This is a genomic window from Caulobacter sp. GW821-FHT12D05, from assembly GCF_058807295.1.
In genome coordinates, this window is the sequence record NZ_JBXAQO010000006.1 from 17,333 (window position 1) to 37,630 (window position 20,298).

The 20,298-nt window shown below is 67.2% G+C and carries 20 protein-coding genes; 8 read left to right on the forward strand and 12 right to left on the reverse strand.

The features are described from left to right. Positions 1-33: 33 nt before the first annotated feature. Together AC1RRR_RS24945 and AC1RRR_RS24950 are read right to left on the reverse strand one after the other, a co-directional pair. Positions 34-1,839 (reverse strand): acetolactate synthase 3 large subunit, encoded by a 1,806-nt coding sequence (locus AC1RRR_RS24945; protein ID WP_492817199.1) that lies wholly within the window; start codon positions 1,837-1,839, stop codon positions 34-36. A 113-nt stretch (positions 1,840-1,952) separates the two neighbouring features. Beyond that, positions 1,953-2,000 (reverse strand): hypothetical protein, encoded by a 48-nt coding sequence (locus AC1RRR_RS24950; protein WP_024265762.1) that lies wholly within the window; start codon positions 1,998-2,000, stop codon positions 1,953-1,955. Between the two features lie 173 nt (positions 2,001-2,173). Between AC1RRR_RS24950 and AC1RRR_RS24955 the strand changes: the two genes are divergently transcribed. Further along, entirely contained in the window at positions 2,174-3,241 is a 1,068-nt protein-coding gene (locus AC1RRR_RS24955; protein ID WP_492817201.1) for a serine hydrolase domain-containing protein, read from the forward strand. Here AC1RRR_RS24955 and AC1RRR_RS24960 read toward each other — a convergent pair. Continuing rightward, positions 3,238-3,738 (reverse strand): CinA family protein, encoded by a 501-nt coding sequence (locus AC1RRR_RS24960; RefSeq protein WP_492817203.1) that lies wholly within the window; start codon positions 3,736-3,738, stop codon positions 3,238-3,240. The genes AC1RRR_RS24955 and AC1RRR_RS24960 overlap by 4 nt on opposite strands. Positions 3,739-3,855: 117 nt before the next feature. Between AC1RRR_RS24960 and AC1RRR_RS24965 the strand changes: the two genes are divergently transcribed. Continuing rightward, positions 3,856-4,377 (forward strand): hypothetical protein, encoded by a 522-nt coding sequence (locus AC1RRR_RS24965; protein ID WP_492817205.1) that lies wholly within the window; start codon positions 3,856-3,858, stop codon positions 4,375-4,377. On the opposite strand, the gene miaA is transcribed toward AC1RRR_RS24965, so the two are convergent. Beyond that, a complete protein-coding gene (miaA, locus tag AC1RRR_RS24970) occupies positions 4,364-5,257 on the reverse strand; it encodes a tRNA (adenosine(37)-N6)-dimethylallyltransferase MiaA (protein ID WP_492817207.1) in 894 nt (297 codons plus the stop codon). The genes AC1RRR_RS24965 and miaA overlap by 14 nt on opposite strands. Here miaA and serB point away from each other — a divergent pair. Genes serB through AC1RRR_RS24985 form a run of 3 tightly spaced genes read left to right on the forward strand, consistent with a single transcriptional unit; the run spans position 5,238 to position 7,482 of the window. Continuing rightward, entirely contained in the window at positions 5,238-6,116 is an 879-nt protein-coding gene (gene serB / locus AC1RRR_RS24975; RefSeq protein ID WP_492817209.1) for a phosphoserine phosphatase SerB, read from the forward strand. The two genes, miaA and serB, sit on opposite strands and share 20 nt — an antisense overlap. Then, on the forward strand, positions 6,113-6,778 hold the full coding sequence (locus tag AC1RRR_RS24980) for an HAD family hydrolase (RefSeq protein WP_492817211.1): 666 nt from the start codon (positions 6,113-6,115) through the stop codon (positions 6,776-6,778). The genes serB and AC1RRR_RS24980 overlap by 4 nt, the downstream gene beginning before the upstream one ends. 44 nt (positions 6,779-6,822) lie before the next feature. Beyond that, positions 6,823-7,482, forward strand: a complete 660-nt coding sequence (locus AC1RRR_RS24985; protein WP_492817213.1) for a hypothetical protein — start codon at positions 6,823-6,825, stop codon at positions 7,480-7,482. Here the strand turns inward: AC1RRR_RS24985 and AC1RRR_RS24990 are convergent. Both AC1RRR_RS24990 and AC1RRR_RS24995 read right to left on the reverse strand, forming a co-directional pair. Continuing rightward, positions 7,479-9,821 (reverse strand): putative bifunctional diguanylate cyclase/phosphodiesterase, encoded by a 2,343-nt coding sequence (locus AC1RRR_RS24990; protein ID WP_492817215.1) that lies wholly within the window; start codon positions 9,819-9,821, stop codon positions 7,479-7,481. The genes AC1RRR_RS24985 and AC1RRR_RS24990 overlap by 4 nt on opposite strands. A 7-nt stretch (positions 9,822-9,828) precedes the next feature. Next, positions 9,829-10,446: a cupredoxin domain-containing protein gene (locus tag AC1RRR_RS24995; protein WP_492817217.1), complete on the reverse strand. Its 618-nt coding sequence runs from the start codon at positions 10,444-10,446 to the stop codon at positions 9,829-9,831. A 177-nt stretch (positions 10,447-10,623) separates the two neighbouring features. Here AC1RRR_RS24995 and AC1RRR_RS25000 point away from each other — a divergent pair, with 177 nt between their 5' ends. From AC1RRR_RS25000 to AC1RRR_RS25010, 3 genes are read left to right on the forward strand one after another with little or no spacing between them, the layout of a single operon-like run. Then, positions 10,624-11,502 carry a DUF3034 family protein gene (locus AC1RRR_RS25000; protein ID WP_492817219.1) on the forward strand — a complete coding sequence of 293 codons (879 nt, stop codon included), beginning with the start codon at positions 10,624-10,626 and terminating at the stop codon, positions 11,500-11,502. Between the two features lie 13 nt (positions 11,503-11,515). After that, complete coding sequence (locus AC1RRR_RS25005) at positions 11,516-12,016, forward strand: group I truncated hemoglobin (protein ID WP_492817221.1); 501 nt, start codon at positions 11,516-11,518, stop codon at positions 12,014-12,016. 60 nt (positions 12,017-12,076) lie between these two features. Further along, entirely contained in the window at positions 12,077-13,177 is a 1,101-nt protein-coding gene (locus AC1RRR_RS25010; protein ID WP_492817223.1) for an Mrp/NBP35 family ATP-binding protein, read from the forward strand. Positions 13,178-13,235: 58 nt separating this feature from the next. Here AC1RRR_RS25010 and AC1RRR_RS25015 read toward each other — a convergent pair whose 3' ends face one another. From AC1RRR_RS25015 to AC1RRR_RS25040, 6 genes are all read right to left on the reverse strand, one after another. Beyond that, entirely contained in the window at positions 13,236-14,534 is a 1,299-nt protein-coding gene (locus AC1RRR_RS25015) for an outer membrane protein transport protein (protein WP_492817225.1), read from the reverse strand. A 211-nt stretch (positions 14,535-14,745) separates the two neighbouring features. Then, positions 14,746-15,651, reverse strand: coding sequence for an SDR family NAD(P)-dependent oxidoreductase (locus AC1RRR_RS25020; protein ID WP_295110298.1), 906 nt, complete (start codon positions 15,649-15,651; stop codon positions 14,746-14,748). A gap of 669 nt (positions 15,652-16,320) precedes the next feature. Continuing rightward, a complete protein-coding gene (locus AC1RRR_RS25025) occupies positions 16,321-16,998 on the reverse strand; it encodes a hypothetical protein (RefSeq protein ID WP_492817227.1) in 678 nt (225 codons plus the stop codon). A gap of 233 nt (positions 16,999-17,231) precedes the next feature. Beyond that, positions 17,232-18,239, reverse strand: a complete 1,008-nt coding sequence (locus AC1RRR_RS25030; protein ID WP_492817229.1) for an HlyD family secretion protein — start codon at positions 18,237-18,239, stop codon at positions 17,232-17,234. 21 nt (positions 18,240-18,260) lie between these two features. Next, complete coding sequence (locus tag AC1RRR_RS25035) at positions 18,261-19,013, reverse strand: ABC transporter ATP-binding protein (protein WP_492817231.1); 753 nt, start codon at positions 19,011-19,013, stop codon at positions 18,261-18,263. Continuing rightward, the gene (locus AC1RRR_RS25040) at positions 19,010-20,206 is read right to left on the reverse strand and encodes an ABC transporter permease (RefSeq protein ID WP_492817233.1); all 1,197 of its coding nucleotides are present in this window, start codon (positions 20,204-20,206) and stop codon (positions 19,010-19,012) included. The genes AC1RRR_RS25035 and AC1RRR_RS25040 overlap by 4 nt, the downstream gene beginning before the upstream one ends. Positions 20,207-20,298: the final 92 nt, after the last annotated feature.

A 20,298-nucleotide genomic window follows, 5' to 3' on the forward strand; every position in this document is an offset into this window, starting at 1 on the left:
TCCGCAGGAGGGCCTCGAAGGACGCACGGCGGATCAGACCAGACCCGCGCCATCCTCCCCGATCACGTTCCCGATGTCCTCGACCTCGCCCATGATCATCTCGTTGTGGGCCTTGCCCGAGGGGATCATCGGCAGGCAGTTCTCGTGCTTCTCGACGCGGCAGTCGAAGATCACAGGCTTGTCGCTGTTGATCATCTCCAGGATCTTGCCGTCCAGCTCGGCCGGGTCCGAGCAGCGGATGCCGTGGGCGCCATAGGCCTCGGCCAGCTTCACGAAGTCGGGCAGGCTGTCCGAATACGAGTGGCTGTAGCGCTCGCCGTGCAGCAGTTGCTGCCACTGGCGGACCATGCCCATCCATTCGTTGTTCAGGATGAAGATCTTGACCGGCAGGTCGAACTGGATCGCGGTCGACAGCTCCTGGATGCACATCTGGATCGAGGCTTCGCCGGCGATGTCGACGACCAGCGAACCAGGATGGGCCAGCTGCACGCCCAGGGCGGCGGGCAGGCCGTAGCCCATGGTGCCCAGGCCGCCTGAGGTCATCCAGCGGTTCGGCTCCTCGAAGCGGAAGAACTGCGCGGCCCACATCTGGTGCTGGCCGACTTCGGTCGTGATGTAGACGTCCTTGTCCTTGGTCAGCTCATACAGGCGCTCGATGGCGTACTGCGGCTTGATGACCGTCTCCGAGCGCCGGTAGTTCAGGCACTGGCGGGCGCGCCACTGGTCGATCTGGGCCCACCAGTCGGTCAGGGCGGCCTTGTTCGGCTGATGGCCGCCGGCCTTCCAGGCGGCGATTAGGTCTTCCAGAACCGAGCCAGCGTCGCCGACGATCGGCAGGTCGACGCGGACGTTCTTGTTGATCGACGAGGCGTCGATATCGATGTGGATCTTCTTGCTGCCCGGCGAGAAGGCGTCCAGGCGGCCGGTGACGCGGTCGTCGAAGCGGGCCCCGACGCAGATCATCACGTCGCAGTCGTGCATGGCGTTGTTGGCCTCGAACGTGCCGTGCATGCCCAGCATGCCCAGCCACGCCGGATCGGCCGCCGGGAAGGCGCCCAGGCCCATCAGGGTCGAGGTCACCGGCGCGCCGGTCAGGGCCTGGAACTCGCGCAGCGCTTCGCTGGCCTTGGGACCCGCGTTGATGACGCCGCCGCCGGTGTAGAAGATCGGGCGGCGGGCGCCGGCAATCAGCTTGGCCGCGTCGGCGATGCGGTTGGCGTCGCCCTTGGTCTTGGGCGCATAGGCGTGGGTCGAGGCGACCTCGGTGGGGCCGTAGTACTCGCCCTTGGCGAACTGGACGTCCTTGGGGATGTCGATCAGCACCGGGCCAGGACGACCGGTGGTGGCGATCTTGAAGGCCTCGTGGATGATCTGCGGCAGGTCGCGGACGTCTTTGACCAGGTAGTTGTGCTTGGTGCACGAGCGGGTCATGCCGACCGTATCTGCTTCCTGGAAGGCGTCTGTGCCGATCAGGTGCGTGGGGACCTGGCCGGTGATGACGACCATCGGGATCGAGTCCATCAGGGCGTCCATGATGCCGGTGATGGCGTTGGTCGCGCCCGGGCCCGAGGTGACCAGGACGACACCAGGCTTGCCCGAGCTGCGGGCGTAGCCTTCGGCGGCGTGGGTCGCGCCCTGCTCGTGGCGCACCAGGATGTGCTGCAGGCGCGGCTCGTGGAACAGCGCGTCATAGATCGGCAGGACCGCGCCGCCCGGATAGCCGAACAGGACTTCAACGCCCTGGTCCACGAGGCCGCGAACCACGATCTCGGCGCCGGTCATGGCGCGATCTGCGGTGTCTGCGGGAGCCTTGCTCTCGATGGTCTGGTGGGCGGTCATGGGAGGGGTCCGGTGAGGGAGGGGGCGGAAAGCTGGACTGGTGGTAGGCGGAAAAGAAAAAAGGTCCCGAAGGACCTTTGCGCGCGCGACCGAGCTACGACGTGACTTCTAGGTCACCCCGCGAACGGCCGCTCCATAAGTACGATCATGGTTTTGCGCACGAGTCTTGCTCCAAAGCTACGAAAGGGGTCATGACATGCGCCAGTCGGAGCGTCAAGGCGCGGTTTGCCGCAAGGTTGTGCCTTTCCCGGGCGGTGGGTCTTACCGAAACTTCACGTGACAGGGGCAGGTTTTCCCCGCCACGGTCGCGCTCCTGAAATCGAGGAGCGTTTGAGTGTTCGGACGGCGTGAATTCTTGGCCGGAGCGGCTGCTCTGGGTCTGGTCGAAAACGCATCGGCGACGGTGCTGTCAGGGGGCGCGGCGGACAAGGCGGTCGACGCTTTCCTCCGTATCCAGCCGTTCCAGGGCGTGGTGCTGATCGGCAAGGCCGGCAAGCCGATCTACTCGCGGACCATCGGCTTCGCCGACATTGAGGCCAAGAAGCCCGCCGCGCTGGGCACGCCCTATGCGATCGCCTCGATCTCCAAATGGCTGACCTCGACGGCGCTGCTGAAGCTGGTCGAGGCGGGGAAGCTGGACCTGGACGCGCCGATCTCGACCTATTTGCCCGACTACCGCGCCGACACGGGCGCCAAGGTCAAGGTGCGCCACCTGCTGACCAACATCAGCGGTATCCCAAACGGCTTTGCGACCTGGACCAAGGCCAACCCCGATCCGGACCTATTCAAGAAGAGCTTCACGACGGCCCAGGCCGTGAAGCTGTGGTGCTCGGGCGACCTGGCCTTCGAGCCGGGGACCAAGTTCGACTACGTCCTGACCAACTGGGTCCTGATCACCGCGATCGTCGAGGCGGTGACCGGCAAGGCCTATGCGCAGGCGATGGCCGAGCTGCTGACCGGGCCGTTGGGCCTGACCCACACCATGCCGGTCGATCCGGCGGACGTCGCCATCTCATACCGGACGCTGGAGCCGCTGGTCCGCCAGGCCAACGACCGCTTCCCGTTCTTCGCGGCCAGCGGCGGTTATGTCAGCACGGCGGGCGACCTGCTGAAGGCTGCTCACGCGGTCTTCGACGGCCCGTTCCTGTCGCCGACCAGCAAGAAGGCGCTGTTGAGCGTGGGCTGGCCCGATCAGGACTACGCCCTGGGCGGTCGGGTGAAGAGCCTGTTCGCCGATGGCTTCCCGCGCGTCTTCGCCTGGGAGACCGGACGGACGGCCGGCTATCGCTCGGTGCTGGCCCATCGCTTCGACGACCAGACCACCGTCGTGCTGCTGAACAATACCAGCATCACCCAGAAGGCGATGGACGAGTTCGCCTACAGCCTGTTCGCCGTGGCCTAGGCCTCCAGCGTCCCTTTCTCGAGGGTTTGGGCCAGCTGCTCCAGCGCGAAAGCGGCGAAGGCCTGCATGTTGGCAGGGCGCTGGTCGCTGCCGGTCTCCAGCGTGGCGCTGACCGAGACCTCCTCGCCGACCACGGCCGAGCAGCAGTGGCCAGGCGCGTCGCCATAGCGGTTGCCGTCGGGACCGGCCGCGCCGGTCTCCGACAGGGCCCAGTTGGCCTTCAGGTTCTTGCGGGCCACGCGGGCCAGCATCACGGCATAGGGCTCGCTGGCCGACCGCAGGCCGTCCATGGCCTTCTGCGGGATGTCCATCAGCGTCAGCCGCGCCCGGGCCGTATAGACGACCGCGCCGCCGACATAGAACTTCGACGCGCCCGGCACGGCCAGCAGCGCCGCCGAGATCAGGCCGCCGGCCGAGGATTCGGCGATGGCGACGGTCTCGCCGCGAGCGATCAGGGCGGCGGCGACGCGTTCGGCGAGGGCGTTGAGGTCGGACATCGGGCTTCCTTGGTGTTGACCTCTCCATAGGCGCAAGTCGCGGGCCTGCAAACAGCGGCTATCGCCAAGATTGAGCGGGCGTGCTCATCATGGCCAAGCTCAACCTTGGAGACCTTCGTGCTGCTGCAAAACGTCCCGCCGCCGCCGGCCGCGACCGCCCCCGCCGCGCCCCTGCCTCCGCAGCTGCAACGGCTGGCCCCGGTGGCGCAGAAGGCCAAGCCGCTGACTTTGGCCAAGGGCAGTCGGACCGAGAACGTGGTGGTGCGCTACCAGATCTTCCTGCGCACCATCGCCAAGCCCGGCGCGATTCCGGCGACTCCGGAGAGCGTCACCGTATCGGCTATTCCGTGCGCCTGGGTCATCGAGTCTTACCTGCAGCGCGACCTGTGCTTCTATTCGATCTCGGGCTTCCTCGGCTGCGAGGAGGGCGCGACCAAGCCGCTGCAGGCGATCGAGAACGGCCAGGCCGACCTGCCCGCCGGCACGGCCTGCGAGGTGTTCGCCAAGCCGGTGACGGCCGCCGAGGATCGGGTGATCGCGACCCTGGATCGGATCAAGGACCAGATGTTTGACGAAGACTACCAGCTGGCCATCAAGCCGCGACTGCTCCGCACCGGCGTGACGATCACGGAACGCTGACCTTCTCCCAGTCCGGCGTCTGGTTGCGGAACCAGGTCAACTGGCGCTTGGCGTAGCGGCGGGTCTCCTGCCGGGCGGCGTCCAGGGCCTGCTCCAGCGTGGTCTCGCCGCGCAGATGGGCGGCGAACTCGCGATAGCCGACGGCCTTGAGGGCGGGCAGGGACGGGTCCAGGCCGCGCGCCTCCATGGCCGCCACCTCGTCCAGGGCGCCGTGCTCGACCATCACCGACAGGCGCGCATCGCAGCGGGCGTAGAGGTCGGCGCGGGGCGGATCCAGCACCACGCCCTTCCAGTCACCCGGCGCGATGGCCGGCTTGGTGTCGGTCTGCCACGAGGTCAGCGACTTGCCGGTGGCGATGGCCACGGCGTGGGCGCGGACGAGGCGCTGGCGGTCGCCGCTCTCGATGCGGGCCTCGGCCTCGGGGTCGAGGGGTTTCAGGATCTCGCGGAATTCTTCCTCGCCTCGGGCGGCGTAGAGCAGGCCGGAGATCTCGCGCTGGGTTTCGGACACCGGCGGCACGTCGGCCAGGCCGTGGGTCAGGGCGCGGAAATAGAGGCCGGTGCCGCCGACGATGATGGCCGGATTGCCGCGCGACTCGATCTCGGCCAGCACCTTGATGGCGGCCTCCTGCCAGCGGCCGACCGACCAGCCGACGGCGGCGTCGACCACTTCGAACAGGTGATGCGGGGCGCGTGCGGTCTCTTCCGGCGAGGGGCCGGCGGTCAACACGCGTAGGCCCGCATAGATCTGCATGGAGTCGGCATTGACGATCTCGCCGCCGATCCGCTGCGCCAAATCCAGCGCATAGGCCGACTTGCCGCTTGCGGTCGGCCCCGCGATCAGCCAGATGCGGGGCGCGATGTCCGAACTCAACACCATTCCGACCGTCCTCACCATCGTTGGGGCGAACCCCGACGCATACGCACAAGCCGTGTCGCGCGTCGAAGCCAGGCTGTCCAGCCGTCGTGAAGCGTTGGGGCCCCTGGCCGCCGACTTCTTCATCGACGGCGGCGACCTGGAGACGCTGAAGTCTGAGCTGGCGGACCTGCCGGTCGACTTCGCGATCCAACCTGTCGAAAACCGCAAGAAGCGCCTGCTGATCGCCGACATGGACTCGACGATCATCAACGTCGAGTGCCTGGACGAACTGGCCGACTTCGCCGGCGTCAAGGAGCAGGTCTCCGAGATCACCGAGCGCGCCATGCGCGGCGAGCTGGCCTTCGAAGGCGCCCTGCGCGAGCGGGTCGGCATGCTGAAGGGCCTGGGCGTCGAGGCGCTGCAGAGCTGCTACGACCAGCGCGTCCGGCTGAACCCCGGCGCCGAGACCCTGGTCCGCACCATGGCCAAGCACGGCGCACGCTGCGCGCTGGTCTCGGGCGGCTTCACGTTCTTCACCAGCCGGGTGGCGCAGGCGGCGGGGTTCCACCTGAACCGCGCCAACACCCTGATCGAGCTGGACGGCGCGCTGACCGGCCAGGTCGGCGATCCGATCCTGGGCAAGGAAGCCAAGCTGGCCGCCCTCAACGAAGAGACCGCGGACCTGGGCGTGACCCCGGCGGACGCCGTGGCCGTGGGCGACGGCGCCAACGACCTGGCGATGATCGAGGCCGCGGGCCTGGGCGTCGCCTACCGCGCCAAGCCGATCGTGGCCGCCCAGGCGGATGCGAAAGTCGACCACACCGACCTGACCACGCTGCTCTACTTCCAGGGCTACAAGACCGAGGACTTCCACAAGTGAGCTTTCCCCGCCGGGTAGACGCCGTCGTGTTCGACATGGACGGCCTGCTGCTGGACACCGAGATCGTCTATCGCGCCGCCATGATCGAGGCGGGCCAGGTGTTCGGGGTCCAATTCACCGGCGAGACCTACGCCTCGATGGTGGGCAAGACGACGCCCGAATGTGGGGTCATGCTGCGCGAGCTGTACGGCGAGGAGTTCCCGGTCCAGGCCTATTTCGAGCGGGTCTGGGCCGACGTCGAGGACCTGCTGGAGGCCGAGACCAAGCTGAAGGCCGGGGTCATCGAGATCCTGGACTATCTGGACGACCTGGGCATTCCGCGCGGCATCGCCACCTCGAACGGCATGGTCGCGGTCGAGAAGTATCTGGGGCGCTTTGACCTGCTGAGCCGCTTCAACGCGGTGGTCGCCCACCAGGACGTGACCAAGCACAAGCCGAACCCGGATCCCTATCTGCTGGCCGCCGAGCGCCTGGGCGTCGACCCGGCCCATTGCCTGGCGCTGGAAGACAGCCACCCCGGCGTCCGCGCCGCCCACGCGGCCGGCATGATGACGGTGATGGTCCCCGACATCCTCGATCCCAACGAGGAGATGCACGACAAGTGCGTCCACATCGCCGACAGCCTGCACCACGTGCTGGATCTGCTGAAGGCGTCGGTCTAGACTCCTCCACGGGTTGAGCAGCTCGCTGACAGGGTGAGTTCGCGATGGGGGATGGCGTGCGCTTCAGGGTCCTGGTTCTCGCGCTGGCTCTGATCCCCGCGTCCGCGCTGGCCCAGAGACAGGATCTGTCGCGCGGCGCTTTCGAGCAAGGTCACGCGAAGGCGGAGTCCTGGCATCTGCAACGCCTGGGGGCTTCGGGTCTACAGCCTCTCAAGCGGGCGCTGCTGGCGGGCGGTGAGCGACGCCAGATCGCCTACGAAAACGCCTACGGATTTGTCGGCCCGGTCGGCATGGAGTTCATGCGCCTGGCTGACGGGCGTGTGGAGATGACCGTCGCCGTGAAAGGCGCGGTGGTCGCGACGGGCCAGCTTCCGAGCACCGCGTGGAGCGACCTCATGGCCCAGGAGCAAGCGGCCGAGGACGCGTTTCCCAAGTACGAGACCTGGGTCGCGGACATGAAGCGATACGCCAAGGCGCCGCCGGCTCCGCCGCCCATCTGCCACGGCGGCGGCATGGTTGTCGGGACGTTCGACGCCAAGGGTTCCCGCTATGCGCTTGCCGGCTGCGGCAGTCCGGAACCGCCTTGGCGCTACGCGACCGCCTATGCGCGCATCGCGCTGTCAGTCCGGCCGCAGTGCCCGTCCGGCGGCTCCGACATCTTCTTCGATGTGGAAAGGTGCTACGCGCCGCCGAAGTCGAACTAGGCGCGGCGCTTCTCGGCGTCCGAGATTTCGGCCGGCAGTTCGATCGACCACTCGCCCAGGAAGTCGACCAGCTTGTCCAGGCCCATCGGCTTGGCGATGTGGTAGCCCTGGGCCAGGTCGCAGCCCATCAGTTGCAGGACGGCCAGGCCCTCGCGGGTTTCGACGCCCTCGGCGGTGACCTTCATGCCCAGGCTGTGGGCCAGGTCGACCGTGGACTTGACCAGCAGGGCGTCCTTGCCGCCGGCCTCCAGGGTCATGACGAAGGCCTTGTCGATCTTCAGTTCGTCGGCGCGGATCTGCTTCAGATAGGCCAGGGACGATAGGCCCGAGCCATAGTCGTCGATCGACACCGGGATGCCGGCCTCGGCCAGGCGGTCCAGCACCGACAAGGCGACGTCGGGATTGCCGATCACGGCCGTCTCGGTGATCTCGAAGCACAGGCGGGCGCCCGAGGCGGCGACCTGGGCGATGGCGTGCTCGGCGAAGGCGTGGTCGTCGATCAGGCGGCCTGAGACGTTGACCGACATCAGGACGTCGTGGCCGGCGCTGCGCAGGCGGGCCTGGTCCTCGATGGCCTGGCCCAGGACATAGTCGGTCAGGGCGCGGATATGGCCGGTCTCCTCGGCCATGCCGACGAACAGGTCGGGGCGGATGAAGCCGCGGGTCGGGTGGTTCCAGCGGGCCAGAGCCTCGACGCCGGTGATCCGGCCGTTGCGCAGGTCCAGCTTGGGCTGGTGGTTCAGATAGAGCTCGCCTTTGCGGACGGCCTCCAGCATCTCGCTCATCAGAGACAGGTTCGCGGCCGGATCGCCATAGGCGACGGGGTCGAACACCATCAGCTTCTTGTGGGCGGCGCGGGCCTGGTCCAGGGCGATCAGGGCGCGTTCGATCAGGCGGCCGGCGTCCGCGCCATCGGCCTGCGTGGCCGCGAGGCCGTGGGTGATGTGGACGTCGACCGGTTCGCCGCCGATCAGGATCGGAGCCTCCAGGCCGGCCAGCAGGCCGTCCGCGCGGCTCAGCACGCCATCCAGGTCCTTGGTGGCCGAGACGGTGCAGAGGATCGAGGTCGTCAGGCGGCCGACCATCACGCCAGGAACGGTCTCGGTGACGCGGCGGCCCAGCTTGGCGACCAGCTTGGTGGCCAGCTCGTAACCGATGGCGGCGCGCACCTGCGGGAAGCGGTCGAAACCGATGGCGCTGATCACCACCTGTTCGCCGGGCTCGAGGTCGGCCAGGCGCATCTGGATGGCGCGCTCCAGGGCGCGGCGGTTGGGCAGGCCGGTCTCGCCGTCGTGCAGCGCCTGGCGGATCATCTCCGCTTCGCGCTCGCGGATCTCGGAGGCCATCTGGTTGAAGCTTTGGGCCAGGCGGCCGATCTCGTCCTGGGTGGTGACCTCGACGCTGACGTCCTGGCCGTCGCGCAGGCGGCTGGCGGCGACGTCCAGGGCGGTGATGGGCTTGGCCAGGCCCCGCGACAGCGCCCAGCTGGCGGCGGCGACCAGGGCCGCGCCGATCAGGCCTACGGCGAGCACCGCGGCCATCAGCGGCTGGTAGGGCGCCATGGCCTGGGCGACGGGATAACGCAGCACGAGGGCCGCGCCGGAGGTCTTGTCCAGGGTGCGGATCGGCTTGACCAGCACCAGGCTGTCGGCGCCGCCGCGCAGCAGGGCCGGGGCGCGCAGCTTGTCATGCATGGCCTTGGCCACGAAGGCGGCCAGCGGCTTGTTGGCGGGGCCGGTGTCGGCCGAGACCCACTGGTCGCCGCGCTGGTCGAAGACTTGGGCGTCCAGGCCGATGGCCGACAGCGTCTCCAGAGCCTGCATCTCCGGCTCGTCCAGCTTGGCGGCGAAGACGATCCAGCCGGTCAGGGTGGGCGACAGGATGGGGGCCGAGATCAGCTGGTAGGGCTTGCCGTCGATGGCGAAGACGCCTTGCGCGCCGTCCTCGGCGTCCAGGGCGCTCCACAGCTTCTCGATGTTCAGGCGGGCCGGATCCACGCCGACCACCTCGCCGTCGACGCCGACGGTGAAGGCCAGGTCCAGGCCCAGGCGCTGGCGCAGGTTGGCGACGGCCGACTCCACGGTCGGACGGTCATGGGTGGCGACGGCGGCGCGGAAGCCGAAGTCGCGCGACAAGAGTTCGGCGCCGTCGTGCAGGCGCTGGGTGCGCAGGGCCCAGATGCGGTCGAACACCGTGCCCGACGCGGCCATCTCTTCGCGCACCGCCCGCTGGGCGTTCTTGGCGATCGCCACATAGACCGTCACGGCCACCAGGCTCAGCGCCAGGGCGAACAGCCCGGCGTAGAGGACGGTGAGCTTGGTCTGCAGGCGCTTGAACATCGGCGGTTCAGCGCCCCGCCGGGGCGCGCAGCTCGACCGAGACCTGCTCGCGGGCCGCGCCGGCGCCGACGCTGGCGGTCGAGAGGGTCTTTTCGTTCTTCATGGCCCGCATGTACGGGTGCCAGACGCTGGCCTTGATGGCGCCGGCCGGGACGTCCTGGATCGTCACCACGCCGTTGGCGTCGGTCTTGCCGGCGTACTGGGTGTCGACCACGCGGATGAAGCCGACCATCTGGTCGTGGATGTTGCAGCCGATGGCGGCGACGCCGACCGTGCTCATCTTGGCGGTGCGGTTCTCTTCGTGGCCGTACAGCTTGATCTCGAACTTGTTGCCCGCCGAGAACGAGTAGACGTGGTGGCGGACCTTATCGAGGTTGGGGAACGCCACGTCCGCGCCGACTGGGACCACCAGCATGAACGGCGTGAACTGGATGTTCTGCTGCGCCACGCGGTAGGGCCAGGGGAACTTGATCGGACCCTTGGTCGGCTGGCCGTTCGGATAGACCATGACCACGGCGTCGGGCACGGGCTTGCCGTCGACGCCGCGCACCGTGACGGTGAAATCACCCGCCATGGCTGGCGCCGCCCAAAGCATGGCCATCAGAAGTAGAGCGAGACGTTTCATGGCCCCTTTTCTAGCTGTGGCGGGGTGAAATGCGCGTTAACGGGTGCGACACGGGGTGCGACACTGTTTCGGGTATCCGGCATTTACTTGGAAACCCTCTGTAAAAGCTTCGCGGTCACGGTCCCGCTCGTCGGCGCTCGAGTGGGGCTTGTCGCCGGCTCTCTTTAGGAGGGGGCTATGAAGCGACTTTCGAGCGCGGCGCTTGCCGCGACCCTGCTGGGCGTCTGCGCGTCCGGCGCGCAGGCCGGCGAGATCGAGACCGGTGGCAAGCTGTTGCTGACCCACGGTGTCAGCACCGTCGAGGGCAGCGCGGGCGGGGGTCTTTCGACCTGGGCCGTGATCGCCGGGGGCGAGACCAATCACGGCGTCGGCGGCGAGGTCCACGGGACCTATGTCGACGTCAAGGACTACAGCCTGCGCACCTACGGCGCCGCCGTCGGCTGGCACGACCGCGTCGAGCTGTCGGCCGCGCGCCAGGAATTCGACACCGGCGCGACGGGCGCCAAGCTCGGCCTGGGCAAGGGTTTCACCTTCAAGCAGACGGTGCTGGGCGCCAAGGTCCGGGTGCTGGGCGACGCCGTCTACACCCAGGACAGCTGGATCCCGCAGGTCAGCGTCGGGGCGCAGTACAAGGACAATAGCCAGGACGCCATCGTCCGCGCCGTCGGCGCTAAGAAGGACAGCGGCGTCGATTTCTATGTCGCGGCGACCAAGCTGCTGCTCGACAAGTCGCTGGTGCTGAACGGCACGGTGCGCCTGACCAAGGCCAACCAGTCGGGCCTGCTGGGCTTCGGCGGCGACAAGGGCGACAGTTACAAGCCGCAGTTCGAAGGCTCAGCGGGCTACCTGCTCAGCAAACGCCTGGTGGTCGGGGCCGAGTACCGCACCAAGCCCAGCAACCTGGGTTTCGCCAAGGAAGACGACTGGAAGGACCTGTTCGTCGCCTATGCCGTGAACAAGCATCTGTCGGTGACCGGGGCCTATGTGGACCTGGGCGACATCGCCACTTTCAAGAACCAGCGCGGGTTCTACCTGTCGCTGCAAGCCGGCTTCTAAGAGGACCGCGCCGATGAAAAAGATCTTCGTGCTCGCCACCGTCGCGGCCCTGGCCATCACCGGCTCGGCCTTCGCCCAGGACGCCACGCCGCCCGGCGAGAAGCCGGTCGACGCCTACAAGCAGTCGAACGCCAATGCCGGCGCCACGCCGATGACGGACGCCAAGGTGTTCGAGGCCTTCCACGGCAAGGCGGGCATCGACCGCATCGTCGAGACCTTCGTCGAGCGAAACTTCGCCGATCCCCGGATCAAGGACTTCTTCGCCGCCGCCGACAAGGTGCGCCTGAAGCGGACCCTGAAGGAGCAGTTCTGCTACATCCTGGGTGGCGGCTGCGACTACACCGGCCGCGACATGAAAGAGTCCCACAAGGACCAGGGCACGACCAATCGCGACATGAACGCGCTGATCGAGAACCTGCAGTTCGCGATGGACAAGGAAGGCGTGCCGTTCGCGGCGCAGAACAAGCTGCTGGCCAAGCTGGCCCCGCAGCAGAAGGACATCGTCGAGCGCTAAGGCGCTTGAAATGACTGGCGGTCGCGCGGATATGAGGCCCTCCTGACTGGAGGCCTCCCCGTGACCGCTACCCTCGACGACGCCCGCGTGGCGCTGGACCGTATCGTCGACCCGGCGAGTGGGCAGGGGCTGGTCGCCGCCGGGCTGGTGCAGGGCCTCGTTGTCCGCAACGGCCGCGCCGGCTTCATGCTGGAAGTCCCGGCCAGCCAGGCCGCGTCCTACGCCCCGATCCGTGACGCCGCCGAGAAGGCCTTGGCTGCTCTGCCCGGCGTCGAGCAGGCCCAGGTCGTGCTGACCGCCCAGGCCGCCGAGGGCGCGACCCGGGTGCGCAAGGGCGCCAAGGTCACCGAGGACCCGCAGGCCCGCGTCGTCCCGCCGCCGGAAGCCGAAAAGCCCACCCACGTGAAGCACGTGATCGCCGTGGCCTCGGGCAAGGGCGGGGTGGGCAAGTCCACCGTCTCGACCAATCTGGCCGTCGCCTTCGCCAGGATGGGCCTGCGCGTCGGCCTGCTGGACGCCGACATCTACGGTCCGTCGGCTCCCAAGATGATGGGGGTCGATGGCGATCCGCTGTTCGAAGACAATAAGCTTCAGCCCCTCGAGGCCCATGGCGTCAAGCTGATGTCGATCGGCTTCATCGTCGACGAGGGCAAGGCGATGATCTGGCGCGGGCCGATGGCTTCATCGGCCGTGCGCCAGATGATCCATGACGTGGCCTGGGGTTCGGAAGCCCAGCCACTGGACGTGCTGGTCGTCGACCTGCCGCCCGGCACCGGCGACGTCCAGCTGACCCTGGTTCAGAAGCTGCGCATCGACGGCGTCGTGCTGGTCACCACGCCTCAGGAGATCGCCCTGATCGACGCCCGCCGCGCCGCGGCGATGTTCGAGAAGACCGCCACCCCGATCCTGGGCCTGATTGAGAACATGGCCTTCTTCGCCGATCCCTCGACCGGCGCCCCGATCCCGATCTTCGGCGAAGGCGGCGGCGTGGCCGAGGCCGAGCGCCTGAAGACCCCGCTGCTGGGCCGCGTGCCGATCGAGATCGCGGTCCGCGTCGGCGGCGACCAGGGCGTCCCGGCCGTGATCTCCGAGCCCAAGGGCCAGGCGGCGGAAGTGTTCGTCGCGGCGGCCAAGACGCTGTGGAAGAGCGTCAGCCACTAAGCAAAAAGCCCGCCCGGATCGCTCCGGGCGGGCTTCTCGTTTCAGCGGTGCGCCAGCCTTAGAAGCTGAAGCGCGAGCCCAGCGACATCACGACGGCCGAGCCCGTCACGTCGCCGCGCAGACGGACCGTCGAGCTGGTCGCCGTCAGGTCGTCGCGGGTGATCTTGGTGTCGTCGAAGCTGATGTAGCTGATTGCCGCGTCCAGCTTGATGTTGTCGGTCGCGGCCCAGGTGGCGCCGGCGGCGTACATCATGCGGTCGCCGTCCGGCACGCGAGCGGTGCGGCCGACGTCCGGCGTCGGGGTCGGGTCGAACTGGACGCCGGCCCGCAGGGTCAGGCGCGGCGAGGCCTGGTAGTCGACGCCGGCGGCGTAGGTGGTCACGTCCTTGTAGTTCTGGACGTTGGTCGTCGCCGAGCCCGGGAAGCTGACGCGGATGGCGTCGAACTCGCCCCAGCCCACGCGGCTGACCGACGCGTTCAGGGTCCATTGGTCGTTCACCGCCCAGCGGGCGCCCAGGTTGGCGATCCAGGGCAGGGTGATCTTGGCCTGGCCGTCGACGGTGAAGTTGTTGGCGGCCGGGATCGGGGCCAGCAGGCCGGCGACCTTCACGGTGCCGTCCAGCTTCTGGTCGATCTTGGAGCGATAGCTGGCGCCGATCGTGAAGGCCGACGACGGGTGGATCTGCGCGCCGACCGTGTAGCCATAGGCCCAGCCGTCACCCTTCAGCGACTGCGAACCGTCGGGCTGCAGCGGCGAGATGTTGGGCAGGGCGTTGGTCAGCTCGGCGTCGGCGTAGAGGGCGGTGACGCCCACGCCCAGGTCGATCAGGTCGTTGACCTTGTAGGCCACGACACCGTCGACATTGATCGTGCGCAGGTGCGACTTCAGCGCATCGTAGCGGGTCCAGCTGTCGGCGTTGTACTCGGTGGTGAAGTTGTACGGCGCGGCGACATTGATGCCCAGCGACAGCTTGTCGTTGATCTTGAAGGCGACGCCGCCGTTCGGCACGACGCCGTCATTGATCGGGTCGTAGGCGATGCCCGCGCCGCCGATCGGGGTGGTCACGCCGGCCGGGGGCACCGGGCGGGTGATCGTCGAGCCGTTGTTGGTGACCTTCGAATTCACCTGGATCATGTTCAGGCCGAAGACGGCTTCGCTCTTTTCGATGCCGGCGATGGCGGCGGGGTTCCACCACAGGCTGCCGACGCCCTTGTCGGCGACTTCGCCCGAATAGGCGCGACCGGTGCCGCGCACCGACTGTTCCTGCAGGTAGAAGGCCGAAGCGGAGGCCTGGGTAGCGGCGGCGAGCGCCAGCAGAGCGACGCCGGCGGCGAGGCTGTTACGCGAGAGAGACATTTTACAGCGACCTTCTTGGGGAGGAAGAGGCCCGCCGAACGTCAGGTGACGCTCGAGGAGCGCCGCCTTTAACGTACTCATTCAAATAGCGTTGCTATAAATTGTCCTGAACAGCAATTTTGTCGGTTTTGTTAAAGAAGCGGGGCCGCAAAGGCCCCGCATCAATCGTTGTTCTGTCAAAATGGGCCGAATTCTGACCCATTACCTAGGGTCAGCCACCCGCCATCTTGCGGAAGAACTTCTGGCCCTGCTCGCCGCCGTTGAAGTAGGCCTTCTGGCCGTCCTCGGCGGTGATCTTGTCCCAGCTGTCGCGGACTTCCTCGGCCGACAGACCGCCTTCGCCCAGATAGACGCCCTCGGTCTCGAAGATGCGCGACAGGGCGAAGGCGCCCGCGCCGGCGGTCAGGATCGCGCCGGTCGGGGCCTCTTCCGAAGCCAGGTACACGACGCCGGGCGTGACATATTCCGGAGCCAGCTTGGCCAGCACTTCCGGCGGCATCAGGCCTTCGGTCATGCGGGTGGCGGCGACCGGGCTGATGGCGTTGATCTTCACGTCGTTCTTGGCGCCCTCGAGCTTGAGGGTGTTCATCAGGCCCAGCACCGCCATCTTGGCCGCGCCGTAGTTGCTCTGGCCGAAGTTGCCGTACATGCCCGACGACGAGGTCGTCACGACGATGCGGCCGTAGTTCTGGGCCTTCATGATGTCCCAGACCGCCTTGATCGGCTTGAAGGTGCCGAACACGTGCACCTGCATGACCAGCTCGAAGTCGGCCAGCTCCATCTTGGTCAGGGTCTTGTCGCGCAGGATGCCGGCGTTGGCGATCAGGATGTCGATGCGGCCCCACTTGTCCATGGTCGTCTTGACCATGTCCGCGACACCAGCGTCGTCGGTCACCGAGGCGCCGTGGGCGATGGCCTCGCCGCCGAACGCCTCGATCTCGGCCACGACCTTCTGGGCCGCTTCGGACGAACCGCCCGAGCCGTCGACGCTGCCGCCCAGGTCGTTGACCACGACCTTGGCGCCCCGCCGGGCCAGCTCCAGGGCATGCTGCCGGCCCAGACCGCCACCGGCCCCCGTCACGATCGCCACCTTGCCGTCGAAGCGGATGTCCGTCATGCCCGTCGTCTCCTCAAACGCGTGTTTGGTTTGCGCCGTTTGTGCGGCGCGGGAGAGGGGAGGTCAAGGGGAGCCATCCTTCGCCGCGCGCACGATCGTTCGACTTCACGCGGCGGGCCGCTGAAGGCGTGGGAAAGGGACGCGGAGCGCCGGACAGCGTCCGGAGGTGTGAGTGTTGATTACCGTTTCGACGAAGCCAGACGCTCCGCGCGATCGTTATCCGCCAGCCTCCCGTCAGGTGGCCCTGTTCAGGCCTTACCGGGACCCGGGCTCATCCGTTTCCGGAAGATCCCAGCGGTCGAAGAAGGCGAGCCAAAAATGGCTAAGACACACCCCTTCACCTTCGACCACGCCGACGACGGGCGGGCCTGGCAGCGAAACCAGGTCCCCGGACCGTCCGAGTATCCCCCTCGGACCTCCACCGCTCGACCGCCCCCCGCCGCCACGTTCAGTCGCTGGCCAACGCGCCCTTTCCTCGCGACGAGGTGGAAGCATTGTGCGGGGGTTTTTAGGGCGGGGGATTGAGGGAGGTGTAAAAGTGAGAAGGGGTTGATTTTGCTGAGTTCGAGATCGCGAACGCCGAGGAGAGGCGCTCGCCAATCCCCTCTCTCTAATGAGGGAGTTATATACTTCCCAAAGCAACCTGAACCGACCGATGATGCGAGCGCATCAGATGGTTGGGTGATTTCTGCGCTGATCGAGAGCCCCTACGGTCGCTTCCTCAATCGCCGAGACGGCCTTGCTCACCTCACTGTGGGCCATGATGAGGTAACCGAAGGGGTCCTGCCCCTTGACTGCCGAGACTTCGCCAAACGCTACGTGAAGAAGGAGACCTATCTTGAGGTTGCCTTTCGCCGCGCGGGATATCCGAGCAATCTCATAGCGATTGTCTGGGCTAGCCCTTCTGGAAATCTTGATGGGGGCGTCGCCAAAGTCGACATCTTCGCCGCTCACCACGTCCATGACCCGAGCGGACGGAGCGGGGATGATCAATCGTCGATGGTCTTTGACGTTCCGCAGCTTGTTCAAACTCCAGAGGGCGCGATTCCCTGCCTCGTAAGGTTTGAGATCGAAAATGACCTTGAACACCTCAGGGGGGACATGGTCGGACCCAGCCATGAAGTCATGCTCGAATTGCGCTGCCGTGTCGCCAAAAGGAAACTTCGCTTTTCCGGGGTCAGCGCGCGAAGTTAGCGCCACAGTGGCAGCGTATACAGCATGGTCTAGGGCGGATCGAAGCTCTGTAACTACGTTAAATACCCTGGTAGCGGCGCGGATGGGCACGGGGGTTCCGAACTCGACCCGAACAACTGTCTCGCCGGTATCGGGATCACTCTCCTTGATCAACCGTGCCCAGTCGTCGTTGAATATGCCTTCGAGGATAGAGGCGATTTCCTCGATGTGACCCCTGCACTTTGCAATAGGTCGTGCGAGCTGGCGAAAATGTCTTCCATGGTCATCTGCGGATGATTAGCGCGACGAAGATAGATGACTTCAGCCATGCGCCGATCGTGGAGGAGCAAGCCGAGGCCCGTAGCGGGTCGAAAGCGGACGGTGTCGCCCGCTCTCTGCCCTTCAACCTAAACCTTCTTCTTCGTCATCCCGCCAGCCACCGGCTGCGCCGGCTTATCCCGCTTCACGCCAGCCTTCTGGCCAGGCTTCATGAACTTCACCAGCACCCGTTGACCCACCAGCAGCGGAGCGCCATCCGCGCTGACCACCACCTCGACGACGCGTTCGTCGCTGCGTTGGCTGGGGTCGTCGGAGGCCAGTTTGCGGGCGCCGAAGACGGCGGCGCGGCGCAGGACCTTGCCGGTGTAGGTCAGGTCCGGATTGCCTTCCGGCTGGATCTCGACCTCCTGGCCGATCTTCACGTTGGGGATGTCGGCCTCGACGATCTCGGCGCGGGCGATGCGCTGGGTGTTGGGCTCGAGGTCGAACATGGCCGTGACGTTCAAGGTCGAGGCGCCGGCGCCCGGATTGGCCTGGCGGCGGGCGATGCGGCCGTCGGCCGGGGCGCGGATGATCGTCAGTTCCTGATTGTACTGGGCCTGGGCGACCTGGGCCGAGGCCACGCCGATGGCGGCCTGCTGGGCGCCGATATTGGCCTGGGCCGAGGCGATCTGGTCGCGGGCGGCGTCCAGGCGCTGGCCGGCGACGAAGTTCGAGGCCGACAGGTTCTGCAGGCGGTTATATTCGCGCTGGGCCGTGCGCAGCTGCACCTGGAACAGCGTCAGCTGGGCGCGCGCCGAGGCCAGGGCGGCGGCGGCGGTCTGCGAGGCCAGGCGGACGTCGTCGTCCTCCTGCTTGGCCAGCGGCTGGCCCATCTTCACGATGTCGCCTTCCTGGACATAGACCTCGCGGACGATGCCCTGGCGGCGCGCGGCCACCTGGATCACGCCGCCCTCGACGTCGGCCTTGCCCTGGGCGATGGCGGCGTAGGGGGAGGGCTCCTCCTGGGCGGCGGCGGCTTCGAGCTTCTTCTTTTTCTCGGCCGCCTGGCCCTTCATGTAGAAGAAGCCGCCGCCGAGCACGAGCGCCACGACGAGGACGATGTAGAAGGCGGGTCGGCGCAGGAACGCGGGCATGGTCTTACTTCCCCCGGGAAATCAGTGGCTGAGCGGCGCGGGATTGGCGTCGGGCGTGCGGCGCACGTCGTCTAGGATCCGGCCGTCTTCGATGTGGATGACGCGGTCGGCATAGGCCTCGAGCCGCGGGTCGTGGGTCACGCAGATCACCGCCGCGCCGCGGACCGAGGCGGCCTCGCGCAGCAGGCGGATGACGATCTGGCCGTTCTCGCCGTCCAGGGCCGAGGTCGGCTCGTCGGCGAACAGCAGGTTGGGGTTCTTGGCCAGGGCGCGGGCGATGGCCACGCGCTGCTTCTCGCCGCCCGACAGTTCCGAGGGGCGCTGGTTGACGCGGTTCCCCAGGCCCACCGACTCCAGCGCCGCCTGGGCGCGGCGCGCGGCCTCACCCTTGCCGACGCCCTGGTACTTCAGCGCCGTCATCACCTGCTGCTTGGCCGACAGGGCCGGGAACAGGTTGAAGCCCTGGAAGATGAAGCCGCAGTGGTCGAGGCGGAACTTGTCGATCTTGCCGCGCGACAGCGACCACAGGTCGTCGGCCTCCAGAGCCGAGACGTGGCCCTCATCGGGCTTGAGCAGGCCCGACAGGGCGGCGACCAGGGTCGACTTGCCCGAGCCGGACGGGCCCATGACCATGGTCACGTCGCCGTGCTTGGCGTCGAAGTCCACGCCCTTGAGCACCTCGATGAAGGTGCGGCCGGTCTTGAACCGCTTGACGATGCCCTTGGCCTCGAGGGCGGTCTCGCCGCGCTTGTGGGCGTTGTTGGTCCCGCTCATCGCAGAAGATCCGCAGGTTGGCTGTTCTTGAGGATGCCCAGCGACAGGAAGCCCGACACCATGGCGATGATCACCAGGAAGACGGCGACGATGATGATCAGGGTCGGCGGGAAGTACATCGGTACGCCGCCGGCCACCGCGATCAGCGACACCAGCCAGGTCAGCAGGCCCGCCGCCACCACGCCGACGATGCCGACCCAGAAGGACAGCTCCATGACGATGTTGCGCAGGTCGCCCATCGACACGCCCAGAGCGCGCAGGCTGGCGAACTCCTTGATGTTGGCCATGATCGCGCCGCGCAGGGTCTGCCAGGTGATGATCACGCCGATCAGCAGGCCCAGGAACGCCGAGAAGCCCAGGATGATGCCGATGATCTGGTCGTCCAGCATGGCCCCGGAATTGGCGTCGGCCAGTTCCTGGCGGGTCCAGGCGCGGAACTTGCCGTCGGCCTTCTTGTTCAGCTGGGCCACGACGATCTCGGCGCGCGAGGGGTCCTGGATCTCGACCATCAGCGGGCCGACGCGCTGGCCGGTGTCGGCCTCGCCCAGCATCCGCAGGGTGTCGCGCGACATGACCAGGGTCGGCTGGATGATGTTGGGATAGCCCTTGGTGACGACGGCGACATAGACGGTCTTGCCGTTGTAGAGGGCCTTGTCGCCCTTCTTGACGCCCAGGCGCTTGAGGGCCGTCTCGTCGACCGCGATGGCGTAGGGGCGGCGCAGGGCCTCGATCATCGACTGGGTGTAGTCGGTGGGCACGGTCACGTAGCCGGGGATGGCGTCGATCACCGTGACGTTGACGAACTCGCTCTTGCGGGCCGAGCCGCCAGGCTTGCCCTTGCCCGCGCGCTTGGCGCGGGCTTCTTCCTTGGCCTGCTCCTCAGGGGAGAGAATGTTCTGGAAACGGCCGCCAGAGCCGTCCAGCGGGGCGACCTGGGTGACCTCGGGATGGCTGTAGACCAGCGGGATCATGCGGCGCGGCAGGCCAGAGGGGCCGCCGAACAGGGCCTTGGCGCCCGGGCCCAGCACCATGATGTCGGCGCGGGCGCGGTCGATCTGGGCGGTAAAGCCTTTGCCGATGCCGACGAAGATGCCGACCTGGGCCAAGATGAGCAGGCCCGAAAAGGCCAGGGCGACGACGGCCGCCATGTAACGTCGCCACTCGTAGAGAAGAGTGGCCAAGGCCAACGACATTCCGACTCTTGCTCCCCCAAACCGTTGGTTGCAGCAATGACCGTCGATCGCTGACCGGCCAAGTTAAATCGGGGTAAGGCGCATTTCCGGTG

Coding starts and splice junctions, on each gene's coding strand:
- miaA (WP_492817207.1), bottom strand. CDS start 5,257: ATGGTGTTGAGTTCGGACATCGCGCCCCGCATCTGGCTGATCGCGGGG.
- AC1RRR_RS24990 (WP_492817215.1), bottom strand. CDS start 9,821: ATGTTCAAGCGCCTGCAGACCAAGCTCACCGTCCTCTACGCCGGGCTG.
- AC1RRR_RS25035 (WP_492817231.1), bottom strand. CDS start 19,013: ATGAGCGGGACCAACAACGCCCACAAGCGCGGCGAGACCGCCCTCGAG.
- AC1RRR_RS25030 (WP_492817229.1), bottom strand. CDS start 18,239: ATGCCCGCGTTCCTGCGCCGACCCGCCTTCTACATCGTCCTCGTCGTG.
- AC1RRR_RS25005 (WP_492817221.1), top strand. CDS start 11,516: ATGAAAAAGATCTTCGTGCTCGCCACCGTCGCGGCCCTGGCCATCACC.
- AC1RRR_RS25015 (WP_492817225.1), bottom strand. CDS start 14,534: ATGTCTCTCTCGCGTAACAGCCTCGCCGCCGGCGTCGCTCTGCTGGCG.
- AC1RRR_RS24945 (WP_492817199.1), bottom strand. CDS start 1,839: ATGACCGCCCACCAGACCATCGAGAGCAAGGCTCCCGCAGACACCGCA.
- AC1RRR_RS24960 (WP_492817203.1), bottom strand. CDS start 3,738: ATGTCCGACCTCAACGCCCTCGCCGAACGCGTCGCCGCCGCCCTGATC.
- AC1RRR_RS25020 (WP_295110298.1), bottom strand. CDS start 15,651: ATGACGGACATCCGCTTCGACGGCAAGGTGGCGATCGTGACGGGGGCC.
- AC1RRR_RS24995 (WP_492817217.1), bottom strand. CDS start 10,446: ATGAAACGTCTCGCTCTACTTCTGATGGCCATGCTTTGGGCGGCGCCA.
- AC1RRR_RS25040 (WP_492817233.1), bottom strand. CDS start 20,206: ATGTCGTTGGCCTTGGCCACTCTTCTCTACGAGTGGCGACGTTACATG.
- serB (WP_492817209.1), top strand. CDS start 5,238: ATGTCCGAACTCAACACCATTCCGACCGTCCTCACCATCGTTGGGGCG.
- AC1RRR_RS25000 (WP_492817219.1), top strand. CDS start 10,624: ATGAAGCGACTTTCGAGCGCGGCGCTTGCCGCGACCCTGCTGGGCGTC.
- AC1RRR_RS24985 (WP_492817213.1), top strand. CDS start 6,823: ATGGGGGATGGCGTGCGCTTCAGGGTCCTGGTTCTCGCGCTGGCTCTG.